The sequence below is a fragment of the Acinetobacter sp. 197 genome (assembly GCF_048148385.1).
Taxonomy (GTDB): Bacteria; Pseudomonadota; Gammaproteobacteria; order Pseudomonadales; family Moraxellaceae; genus Acinetobacter; species Acinetobacter pecorum.
Genome location: NZ_JAYWZK010000007.1, coordinates 92362 through 104272 on the forward strand (window position 1 = coordinate 92362; position 11911 = coordinate 104272).

11 protein-coding genes are annotated in these 11911 nt (G+C 43.8%); 4 read left to right on the forward strand and 7 right to left on the reverse strand.

Annotated features, from left to right (window positions below; genetic code table 11):
* Nucleotides 1-91: 91 nt before the first annotated feature.
* Together hda and cxpE are read right to left on the reverse strand one after the other, a co-directional pair.
* Entirely contained in the window at nt 92-796 is a 705-nt protein-coding gene (hda, locus tag VXQ11_RS08695) for a DnaA regulatory inactivator Hda (RefSeq protein WP_064096262.1), read from the reverse strand.
* A gap of 18 nt (nt 797-814) precedes the next feature.
* Entirely contained in the window at nt 815-2032 is a 1218-nt protein-coding gene (gene cxpE / locus VXQ11_RS08700; protein ID WP_416705839.1) for a chloramphenicol efflux transporter CxpE, read from the reverse strand.
* A gap of 135 nt (nt 2033-2167) precedes the next feature.
* Here cxpE and purM point away from each other — a divergent pair, with 135 nt between their 5' ends.
* Entirely contained in the window at nt 2168-3238 is a 1071-nt protein-coding gene (purM, locus tag VXQ11_RS08705; RefSeq protein ID WP_416680811.1) for a phosphoribosylformylglycinamidine cyclo-ligase, read from the forward strand.
* A 6-nt stretch (nt 3239-3244) separates the two neighbouring features.
* The gene (purN, locus tag VXQ11_RS08710) at nt 3245-3874 is read left to right on the forward strand and encodes a phosphoribosylglycinamide formyltransferase (protein ID WP_416705840.1); all 630 of its coding nucleotides are present in this window, start codon (nt 3245-3247) and stop codon (nt 3872-3874) included.
* 63 nt (nt 3875-3937) lie between these two features.
* Here purN and VXQ11_RS08715 read toward each other — a convergent pair whose 3' ends face one another.
* Together VXQ11_RS08715 and sppA are read right to left on the reverse strand one after the other, a co-directional pair.
* Nucleotides 3938-4741 (reverse strand): alpha/beta fold hydrolase, encoded by an 804-nt coding sequence (locus VXQ11_RS08715; RefSeq protein WP_416705841.1) that lies wholly within the window; start codon nt 4739-4741, stop codon nt 3938-3940.
* Nucleotides 4738-5760: a signal peptide peptidase SppA gene (gene sppA / locus VXQ11_RS08720; protein WP_416705842.1), complete on the reverse strand. Its 1023-nt coding sequence runs from the start codon at nt 5758-5760 to the stop codon at nt 4738-4740. Before sppA ends, VXQ11_RS08715 begins: the two co-directional genes overlap by 4 nt.
* Before the next feature lie 125 nt (nt 5761-5885).
* On the opposite strand from sppA, the gene VXQ11_RS08725 reads away from it, so the two are divergent.
* Entirely contained in the window at nt 5886-6866 is a 981-nt protein-coding gene (locus VXQ11_RS08725) for a lysophospholipid acyltransferase family protein (RefSeq protein WP_416680807.1), read from the forward strand.
* Here VXQ11_RS08725 and VXQ11_RS08730 read toward each other — a convergent pair.
* The 3 genes from VXQ11_RS08730 to VXQ11_RS08740 form a co-directional block, all read right to left on the reverse strand.
* A complete protein-coding gene (locus tag VXQ11_RS08730; protein WP_416705843.1) occupies nt 6855-9320 on the reverse strand; it encodes a DNA internalization-related competence protein ComEC/Rec2 in 2466 nt (821 codons plus the stop codon). The two genes, VXQ11_RS08725 and VXQ11_RS08730, sit on opposite strands and share 12 nt — an antisense overlap.
* Before the next feature lie 83 nt (nt 9321-9403).
* Nucleotides 9404-10087: a lipoprotein-releasing ABC transporter ATP-binding protein LolD gene (gene lolD, locus VXQ11_RS08735; protein ID WP_416680805.1), complete on the reverse strand. Its 684-nt coding sequence runs from the start codon at nt 10085-10087 to the stop codon at nt 9404-9406.
* Nucleotides 10080-11315: a lipoprotein-releasing ABC transporter permease subunit gene (locus tag VXQ11_RS08740; protein WP_144724614.1), complete on the reverse strand. Its 1236-nt coding sequence runs from the start codon at nt 11313-11315 to the stop codon at nt 10080-10082. The genes lolD and VXQ11_RS08740 overlap by 8 nt, the downstream gene beginning before the upstream one ends.
* Before the next feature lie 26 nt (nt 11316-11341).
* Here VXQ11_RS08740 and VXQ11_RS08745 point away from each other — a divergent pair, with 26 nt between their 5' ends.
* A complete protein-coding gene (locus VXQ11_RS08745) occupies nt 11342-11905 on the forward strand; it encodes a PilZ domain-containing protein (RefSeq protein ID WP_416680804.1) in 564 nt (187 codons plus the stop codon).
* The last annotated feature ends 6 nt before the right edge of the window (nt 11906-11911 follow it).

Below are 11911 nucleotides of genomic sequence, written 5' to 3' on the forward strand. Positions count from 1 at the left end.
TTTTCTTCTAAAGTTGCAGAATCCTTGCAACAACGAATTATTTTGCCTTACTGTGGCATAGACTGAGTAATTACTCAAGATTTTTTATAGTTTACCGATATTCGTCAATCAAGGCATAAATCTGTCGCAAATTGGCATTGCTGACCTTCAGTTTTTCCCCTTTAAGCAATTGAATAATCTGCTCTAATCTCTGTAAAAGTACCGAAGTTTGATGTGGTCCATGATTCAGTAAATAATCAAAAATTTGAGGATCTAGATGAATACCACGACGATCTAAAACTGATGAAATCAAGGCATAACGATCAGCATACAGACTGCCGCTCGGAACCCGGGTACTAACCGCCTGAGTGAGGCGGGATTGCAAGTCAGGTAATTCAAGCTTCAGTTCGATAGGGGCAAAGCGTGAGGAAAATACCAACTGGCCACCCCCTTCATTATTATAATTAATCAGGTGAAAGACGGCGCGTTGCCAATGTGGTACCCCACTAATTGCCTCAATATCATCAAGTGCGACCAGATCAAAACGATCCAGCGAAGTAATCGCCTCGGTCGGTGCATCTAGAAGTTCAAGCAAGGATACCTGAATCGCAGATTTACCTACTTCCAAATAAGAGTCACAAATGGCAGACAACAAATGACTCTTACCTGTACCGGCTCCTCCATAGACATAAAAACGGCTGATCAGCCCTGCATGTAATTGACGGACAGCATCAATCACATGTCCCCAGCCCGGCCCTGAAAAATCACTGATTCGGGCATCAAGCTGAGGTTCTATATCTAACTGTAATTGACGCATAGGAATTCTTGGACCTTATCAGTCTTTACGATGAGGATCATGAATCTTACTGGATTTTTCTTCCTCTTGCAGGGGTTTTACTCTTGGCCTTTTCATTTCAATATCAACATCTAAGTCTTCTGTTTCTACACTGATCGAACCCGTTGCCGGATCATTCATAATGACAGCCTGATTTCCATAAAAGTGTGTGTGTTCGTAATATTCACGTGCATGTCGCAATAGAACCACAATGACGGCTGCAACCGGCAATGCAATCAGCATCCCCATGAAACCCGCCAGTTGAGCACCCGCCAGTACCGCAAATACAACCGCTACTGGTGATAAGCCAATTTTATCGCCAAGCAGGAATGGCTGCAGTACATAACCTTCTACAGCCTGACCGACCATAAAGACCACACCCACCAGAACCAGTTGCCACCAGTCAATCCCAAACTGCAGGAAAGTTGCAATCACAGCCGCAATAATACCGACAGCAAAGCCCAGATAAGGAATAATACTGGCCAGGCCTGCCACCATACCGATAATCAAACCGACTTCAAGACCAATCAGTTGTAAGCCCACTGCATAAACAATTCCCAGCAGAATCATCACCAGAAACTGTCCTTTGACAAAGGCGCCCAGCACACTGTGGCATTCACCTACAATTCTTAAGGTGCTTTCTTCATAAGGACGTGGAATCAGGCGACGCAAGCTTTCCAGCATACGATCCCAATCCAGCAGGAAATAGAAGGCAATGATCGGAATTAAGACAATTGTACCGCCAATCTGAAGAAAGTTGATGCCAGATTGCGCAAGACGTAGCAAGAATGTCTGGATACTGTCTGCACTATAATTGGTTTGTACATAATCCATGACTACATCAGAAATCTGATTGGTATCAATTTCCATTTCGACGACATTAAAAGTATGAGACAACCAAGGCAAAAAGGTTGAATTAATCCATCCAATTATCGCGGGTATATTGTCACGTGCATACACCAGCTGCTGCCAGATTAGCGGAATCAGATACCAGGTCGCCAGGGTCAGGATAACCCCGATCCCGATAAAAACAATACTAATAGAGAGCCAGCGCGGCAAACCCATATCATGCAGTTTATCTACCAGAGGACTGAACAGATACGCCATTAAAAATGCTGCAACAAATGGAATTACAACGGGTTTTAGTAAATATAAAATCCATAGCAATAAAGCTATCCCAGCCAGGATAAACACGCGACGCAATGTGCGATCTACCATAAAGTTTCGCCTTTTCTCTATTAATCATTATAAAAATTAAAATATTTTAATAAAGATAGCATTTTAGGCCACAAATACCATAAGAGTTTTACATATTCAGGTTATAATCGCACCCGCGAATGCGGAGACTTCATTATGAGCAACTCAACTTCTACCCCAAACACTGGTTTAAGCTACAAAGATGCAGGTGTCGACATTGAGGCGGGCGACGCGTTAGTCGATCGTATCAAATCTGTCGCCAAGCGTACCTCACGTCCTGAAGTCATGGGCGGTCTAGGTGGCTTTGGTGCACTTTGTAAAATTCCTAAAGGTTATGAAGAACCTGTTCTCGTATCTGGCACAGATGGTGTTGGTACAAAATTACGTCTGGCACTGAATTTGAACCGTCATGACACGATTGGTCAAGACCTGGTTGCAATGTGTGTGAATGACCTTCTTGTTTGTGGTGCTGAACCACTGTTCTTCCTCGACTACTACGCAACTGGTCATTTAAATGTTGAGGTTGCTGCCAATGTAGTTACTGGTATTGGCGCTGGTTGTGAGCTTGCGGGCTGTGCATTGGTCGGCGGTGAAACTGCTGAAATGCCAGGCATGTATGAAGGCGAAGATTACGATCTTGCAGGTTTCTGTGTCGGTGTTGTTGAGCAAAGCAAAATTATTGATGGCTCTAAAGTCAAAGCGGGTGACGTTTTAATTGGTGTGGCCTCTTCAGGTGCACACTCAAATGGCTACTCACTGCTTCGTAAAATCTTGGACGTAAAAAACGTTGATCTAAATCAAATCGTGGATGGTCGCCCACTTGCAGATGTTGCAATGGAACCGACACGCATTTATGTAAAACCAATTCTTGAACTGTTAAAACACGTTGATGTACATGCGATGGCACACATCACCGGTGGTGGTTTACCAGGTAACTTACCGCGCGTACTTCCAAACGGTGCTCAAGCGCTGGTAAATGAATCTTCTTGGGAATGGCCGGAGCTATTCAAGCTTCTACAACGCGAAGGCGGCGTAGAACAGTTTGAAATGTATCGTACTTTCAACTGTGGCGTCGGTATGGTGCTGGTGGTTGATGCAGCTGATGCAGACAAAACCGTTGAATTACTCAACAAGCTTGGCGAAAAAGCATGGGCAATGGGTCAGATTCAAGACAATGCTGAATCGATTGCAGGTGCAGACGAAAAAATTCGTGTGATCTTCGCGTAATTTCGCATGATTAAAATTGCTGTACTTGTTTCAGGTAGCGGATCAAATCTGCAAGCCTTGATTGATGCCAATCTTTCGGGGCAAATTGTGGGCGTGATTTCCAACAAGCCTGAAGCCTTTGCTTTAACGCGTGCACAGCACGCAGGCATTCAGACTGCAGTTATTGAACACAAGCAATATCCAAACCGAGAGGCTTTTGATGATGTGATGCATCAACAGCTTTTGGACTGGGATGTAGATCTGGTGGTACTTGCCGGCTTTATGCGAATTTTAAGTGAAAAGTTTGTGAAAGCCTGGGAAGGGAAAATGTTGAATATTCATCCTTCCCTATTGCCTCATTATAAAGGCATGCATACGCATCAGCGTGTACTCAATACCGGTGATGTTCTGCACGGTTGTACGGTGCATTATGTCACGGCTGAGCTGGATGCAGGGCAAGCGCTTGCTCAAGGTGTTCTCAAGGTTTCTCACCATGATACGGTAGAAAGTTTGGCAATGCGTGTGCATAGTCTCGAGCATGTAATCTATCCACAAGTTGTAGAATGGATTTGTAGCGGTACGATCCAACATACCGAAGATGGTGTGCTGTATCGAAATGAGAAAATGCAAGAGCCTGTTCAATTCTGCAAGTTCTAAAAAAATTTAGAAATAAAAAACGCATCCTCGGATGCGTTTTTTATTTCCAAAATACCCAATGACTCAGGCAGACTGTTGCTGAATTAGCTGTTTGACCAAGTCCGCTACTTGATTGGGTTGTTCTAATGGGAACATATGACCACCATCGACCACGGTAAAAGGAATACCAAATTTCTTTTGCACTTGCTGCGGGAACTTGCGAGCCAGAAATGGACCTTTCTTGGCAACGACTAGATGCACCGGGACTTTTGGTTTGGCTTGAGGCAACCACCAGAGTGACGGATTGGTTCTAAAGACTGCGACCTCATCCCTTTTAGGGATAGTAAGTTCTACGCCACCCCGGATGGGATCTTCCCGTAAGGCATAATCAATATAAGCCTGGAAGCAATCCGCATCAAAATCCTGATAAAAGCCTTTAGGGCGCAACAATTCCGCTGCCTGCTCACGTGAGTCCCAATGATCACGACGGCGTTTGGATAGACCGGCCGGAGACATTTTATCCAATGCTTTTAAGCGAAAAATCTTTGCAATATGCAAGGCAAAGGCTTCTTTGCCCATAATCATCGGCGGGTCCAGCATGATCATTTGTGAAAACAGTTCCGGGCGCTGTAAAGCAGCCTGAAACGTTAATACGGAGCCCAATGAATGCCCCAAACCGATCACAGGGCGGCCTTGAGACTGTCGTACAATACTATCAATCACTTGCTGGGTCAGGCTTTTCCAATGATTATCAATTGGATAGCGCTTATCAGGCCCTAATAACGGCACATAGATAATATCGTAATTCTCTTGCAGTCCATCAAATAGTTCTTGATAGACTTTTGATGGCACGCCATTGGCGTGCGCGAAATGAATCAATGGTTTCATTGCAGTGTCGTACTGTTTTCTGACTGAAGTTTATGTGCAACCGAAGTAGCAATTCCATTACCAATCGATGCTCCCATACGGCCCAGTACTGAGTCGAATGGACTATATTCAATCGTGTAATTCAAGGCTTTATCCGTTTTTAGTTCACGCTTCAAGGTATTTAAACTTCCGATCCGGTCAGCAATGCCAAGTTTTACTGCCTGATCGCCCGTCCAGAACAAGCCAGAGAAAATCGCAGGGTCGTTTGATTTCAACTTATTGCCACGGCCCTCTTTCACGGCATTAATAAAGTGACGATGTACATCATCCAGAACACCCTGTACATGTGCTTTTTGCGCAGGATCAATCGGCTGGGTCATCGACAGCAAGGCTTTATTGTCGCCTGAAGTCATGGTGCGGTCTTCAACACCAAGTTTTTTCATTAAATTGCTCACACCATAATTTGGCATGATGACACCGATAGAACCCACCAAACTGGAAGGATTGACAATAATTTCATCTGCAGCCGAGGCAATATAATAGGCACCTGATGCACCGGTATCACCGATCACAGCATAAAGCTTTTTACCGGGATGCTGTTTTTTAAGATACTGAATTTCCTGCCAGATTTCATCGGACTGTACCGGTGAGCCGCCAGGTGAGTTGATATTCAGCACCACCGCTTTACTTTGTTTATTTTCAAAGGCTTTTTTCAGTGATTTAATGGTATTGCTACTGTTCACACTCTGTTTGTCGGCTGCAATCGTACCCACAATGTCCACGACTGCGATATGAGAACCTGCACCAGCACTGGCATCTGAAGAAACAGAACTACAGCTTTTACCTAATGCCAGAATAACGACAAGTAGATACGCAAACGTCAGAAATTTAAAGAAAATCCCCCAACGACGTGCACGACGCTGTTCTTCAACCGAAGCTAAAACTGCTTTTTCCAGTAGTTTCCACTCAGGACCAGTCGGCTGAATTGGCTGTTGCGTATTTTGTATTTGATTTTCAGGTTTTGGTGGCCAATCGGACATAAATAATCCAATAAATTGATTTATATTGAACCCATTATATACACTGAATCGGGTAATTCTGTCTAAACAAAACGTTTTCGCCTATAATAAATTTTGTTCTCTTTTTTTGTACTTAGACTAAATCAATGACGAAACAGGGCTCACGGAATTCAGCTTACGGTTTACTCAAATATATTAGCCGCCAACCGCTTCCGGTTTCTCGATGGATGGCCCGTATGCTGGCCTTTATTGTGAACAGTTTTAAAGTCACTAAAACTTCGGAAGTTATTCGCCTGAACCTTGAAATCAGTCTCTCCGACCTGCCCGATCAGGAACGTGAACAGATTAACCGTGCTGCAGTGCGTAATGAATTAATGTCATATTTCGAGTTCTTTACCATTTGGGGCTCAAGCAATCAAAAAAATATCAAACGCATTCATCGCGTGATTGGTGAAGATTTACTTCATGATGCACTGGCACAAAATAAAGGCCTGGTATTAATTGTGCCGCATTTTGGCACCTGGGAAATTATGAATGCCTATGTTGCCCAGTTTACTTCGATGACCATCATGTACAAACCTGTGAAAAATCAGGCTGCGGATCAATTTGTACGTGCCGCCCGTAGCCGGGAAAAAGCACATTTGGTACCAACCGATGAATCAGGCGTCCGTCAGATTTTTAAAGCCTTAAAACAGGGGGGTACCACTGTGATCCTGCCTGATCATACTCCGAATATTGGCGGTGAATATATTCCCTATTTCGGTGTACCCTTGGCTACGAGTAATTTGAGTGCTAAGCTGATCCAAAAGACCAAAGCGCGTGCCCTGTTTTTATATGCTCTACGTAATACTGATGATGGATTTGATATCTTTATCGAAACGGTTGATGAAAAAATTTATAGTGGTAATGCCAATCAGGGTACCCAAGTTATTATTAATAGTATTGAAAATTTAATTCGTCGCCATCCTGAACATTATCACTGGAGTTATAAACGCTTTAACGCACATCAAGATTTAGGCAATCTTTATAAACTTGAACATGAACAAGCCTTGAGCAAAGTAAATGCCTTAAGAACACAAGATACTGATGCTCATGAAGCTTCATCTGTAATAGAATCATTCAGTTAAAGGCTGACGATATAGCCATTGCCATCCATGTCGTTCGGTAGAAAGCACCAGCTTTGAGTTTTGTTGCTGAAAGTGCATGCTGCCCTGTTCTGCCGTGGTCAATAAAGGAATATTAAGAGCTTTTAACCGTTGCTGAGTCAGTTGGCTTGGGTGACCATAGCGATTAAATTTCCCAGCCGATGCAATCGCCAGTTTAGGCTGCAAAACCTGTAAAAATTGATAGGCTGAACTGTGCTGACTGCCATGATGGCCGAGTACCAGCACATCGACCTGAAGTTCGGGATAGTCTTGAAGCAGCTGATATTCAGTCTCCCAGCCCGCATCTCCCATCAATAAAAAGTTTTGATACGGTCCAGCATTTTTGACTTGCAGATACACCACACAAGAGCGGTCATTTTTATTGAAGTTTGATGTGTTTAACTGCTGCTGCCGGGGTGCCAGAATTCTAAAGTTAATCTCTTCAGACCATTGCCATTGCTGTCCTTCATAGCAAAACTGAAAACGAGAAGTTCCGGCTGTTTCAGGCATCTGATTAGATGATACTTGTTTGATATTCAATAGATCTTTAATGCTGAAATAAGCACCGCTATGATCCTGATCCAGATGGGTCAAAATCAGTTGATCCAGCTCTCTCACCCCTTGCACAGATAAAAATGGCATAATCACTTGCCGGCCAATACTGAATTTTTCCTCATTATAATAGCCACCCATGTCGATCATCATGCTGTGTTGTCCATCACGAATGAAGATGGCCTGTCCCTGTCCAACATCCAGAATAGACAGCTGAAATGCATGCTGATTGAACTGAGGAATGCACAGCGGTATACAGGCAAGTGCTGTCCAGCTTTTGGGTACTAAGCCCCGCGGTAAAAAGACAATTAACAAACCCAAAATGCATAGAGCAATCATCCAGACATTCATCGCGACTGGAATCAGTTGCGGTGCAAACAGCTGATCAAGCAAATTCAGAAATGCTAGCAGCATATGAATAAAAATATCATTGAGCTGAAACAACAGACTTGACAATGGCTCAGAAACGAAAAACAGTAAAGCTGCCAGAATATCTACTGGAACTATCAGCAGGCCAATCCACGGGATGGCCACCAAGTTACTCAGCGGCGTAATCCAGGCCACCTGCTTAAAAAACAGCATCATTAAGGGAAACAGGGCCAGAAAAATTTTCCACTGCGACTCTACTAAAACTTTCATTGCAAAATACAGCCGTTGTAATGCTGTTTGTATTGTTTGATTCGATTGCTGCTGAATGGTTTGATAGATTCGTAGCAACACAAAACAGGCTCCATAAGACAGCCAGAATGCGGCCGACAAAATGCTAAAAGGATCAAAGAGCAACAATAAGGCAGCACTTAAAATCAGCAATTTTAATGGCTGCACACTTTGCCTGAGCAACAGTGTAAAAGTCACAATCACACAAATCAGTAGAGTGCGTAGCGCCGGAATTTCAAAACCGACGAAGGCACAATATAGTAGTACACATAATAAAAAAGGCAGACTCAAAAAATACTGCCTTGGCCATTTCAGGTAAATCTGCGGTGCGTATCTTGAAATCAGATATTGCAACGTGCCACAAACGATAAAGGCAAAGATCAGGACATGCGGTCCGGAAATCGCCAGTAAATGACTCATGCCAAAACGCTGGAATTGCTGTTCCGTCGCTTGATCCAGTAGACTTTCATCACCACTTAATAGAGCCAGTAACAAGCCTTTCTGCTGTACTGGTTGTCTGGCCACAAACTCTCTTAAGGCCAGTCGCTGCTGTTCTACCCATAGCAAAAATCTCTGATTCAAATTTTGCTGCTGACGTAGATACTTAGCATGACCTAGTGCATAGAGTTGTTGCGGTTGCAACTCTTGGATATGTTTAATCCTAAACCCGGCCATGACATTTTGCTGTAATGCCCACTTTTCTGCATCAAAAGTACCTGGTGTGGCATAACTGTGATGCGGACGAATCTGGCCTTGTAATAGATAATAATGTCCTAACTTAAGGGTTCGCTGCGTGGTCTCAGCAGAAATTAAACTGGATGAAGTGGCAGGATCTGAAACTGGCAGAAAACCCATCCACTTAACTGTAGTACCATCAGGATTAAGCACATACAGGGCTTGCTGGATATTTTGATCACCCAGTTTATTCAGCTCTTTGATATACACCACGATTTCTTCTTCAGAGACCTCGTGCTCCCGCTTGGATAAACGTTCAGCCAGTTGCAGATTGGCATAAGCATGGCCTAAAAACAGTCCTAAAAGCAGGCCGGACCCAGTGATCAACAGGCTTCGCAGCAGTGTATTCAAGATGAGCTTTAATTTATGGCAACACAGATACCAGAGCAGCGCAGCGATCAAAACTGCCGTCCCGCTCAGTTGGACAGACAGGAAATTTTTCCCCATAAAGGCAAGGCCTAAAATCCAGCCGATACATAGCCACTGCAACATTGAATTTTATTCTTTATTATTATTTTGCCCAATAATAAAGCCCACCAGAGTGAGCTTCAATCAAATGCGAATATTCTCGTTATTTAGGATGCAACCCATAGACCATCTTGCATGTGCAAAATCCGGTCTGCAGCATGGGCCAGCTGTTCATCATGCGTCACAATCAGCATCGCCATATTAAACTCACGTTGTAATTCAGTCAGCAGTTCAAAAATTTTTGCTGCAGTCTTACGGTCCAGATTACCGGTCGGCTCATCGGCCATCATCAGTTTAGGTTTACCGACTACTGCGCGCGCCAAGGCTACACGCTGACGTTCACCTCCAGATAATTCACCTGGCTTGTGGGTGAGACGATGCGAAAGACCAACACGTTCCAGTAAATATTCAGCCTGCTGTTTGGCTTCCTTAAACTTTATGCTGTCGCGTAACATCAGTGGCATGGCCACATTTTCCAGTGCCGTAAATTCTGGCAACAGGTGATGAAACTGGTAAACAAAACCCAAATGCTCATTTCGTACATAACCGCGTTCTGCTTCAGACAAGGTATCAAAACGGCGACCATTCACCATGACCCGACCTGACGTCGGACGATCCAATCCACCCAGAACATGTAATAAGGTACTTTTCCCGGATCCACTGGAACCAACAATCGAGACAAACTCGCCTGCTTTTACCTGTAGCGACAAGCCACGAATCACCTCAACCGTGGCTTTACCATCGGTAAAGGACTTGTGAATATTCTGGGCATCTAAAATCAGATTACTCATAACGCAAAGCCTCTGCCGGTTGAATTTTTGCTGCACGTAAAGCGGGGTAAATCGTTGCGACAAAACTTAAGGCCAGTGATAAACCAACAATCACCAGAACATCCTGCCAGCGCAGATAAGAAGGTAGATAGTTAATAAAATAGGCATCAAACATATTCAGACCGAAAGTATTGTTGAGCCAGCCAATAAAGCTACTGATACTGGTTGCTGCAATAATTCCGAGGATTGCCCCTGCGCAAGTGCCAATCACCCCAATCACGGTACCTTGTACCATAAAGATTTTGGTAATCGTGGCAGGTGAAGCACCCAAAGTCCGTAAAATAGCAATGTCCGATTTCTTATCCGTCACCACCATCACCAGTGAAGACACAATATTAAAGGCCGCTACCAGCACAATCAGGAATAAAAGCAGGCTGACCATGGCCTTTTCCATCTGAATCGCGCTGAACAGATTACCATGGGTATAAGTCCAGTCCGAAGCATAAAAATTCGCCGGTAAATCGCGCACGATTTCCTGAGACACTTGTGGTGCCAGGAAAATATCATCCAGTTTCAGACGCACCCCCTGCGCACCATCCGGCAGACGTAGTAAAGTTGACGCATCATTTAAAGCGATATAACCCATCATCGAGTCAACTTCAGCCCCAATACTGAAAATTCCCACCACTTTAAAACGTTTAAAACGCGGGACGACACCGGCTGGTGAAGGAGTCGCTTCTGGCAGAACCAAGGTAATATTGTCGTTTAAACCGACGCCCATGGCATCAGTCATTTGCTTGCCCAAAACAATACCGAATTCACCTTTTTTCAGGCTGTCAATACTGCCCTCAACCATATGGTTTTGTATGATTGATACTTTTTTCTCATACTCGGGCTCAATCCCGCTGACCATAATGCCGGCAACCTGGCCTTGGGCAGTCAGCATTCCTTGTAACTGGGTAAAAGGTGCAACCCCCTGGACATGTTTATGTCCTTCAATTTGCTTTGCAAGTTCTGGCCAATTTGTTAAAATTTGTGTTGAGGAAACAGTCGCTTGGGGAATCATTCCTAAGACACGATTCTTTAATTCTCGGTCAAAACCATTCATCACAGACAAGACTGTAATGAGAACTGCCACACCGAGTGTGAGGCCGATCATTGAGACCAATGCGATAAAAGAAATGAAGTGGTTACTACGCCGTGCGCGAGTATATTTCAACCCTATATACAGCGAGATTGGTTTGAACATAACCATCTAGTCCGAGGTAATAAATTATGGAAAATGTACAGCATCCAAACGGATTTGCGGAAAGACGCGTCATGTCTCGAATCGATGCTGCCTTACGAATTAATTATCAGATTATTTCCGATGATGTTGCCTTGAATGATCCTTACGATCCTAATTTCGTCTTGCCCCGCTATTTTCTACTACTTGCAGAACTAGATCAATTTGATCATGCGGTTAACTACGAATTAGAACAATTATCTGAAAAAGATCAACAAATTGCTCGGATCTTATCCTTATTTAATCAAAAATTAAACCTTATTACCGGGTCTTTGTATGACGCAATTGTACAAAGCATGTTACCTGTGCCAGAACAGGTGAATTTTTCAGAAACCGGTTTTAGCTTTTTTAATGACCGCCCTATCGCTGAAGGCACCTATCTGCATGTGACTTTAAGCCATCCAGAAAATTTCTTCCATATTGCTGTCACTGCCCAGGTGGTTTACAGTCGTGAAGAAGAAAATGGCAAATATCGGATCGGTGCTTATTTTATTACCATGCATCCGCAAGACCGCGTCAAGCTGGGCGAATGCGTCAAAGCTCACCTCGCTTAAATCATC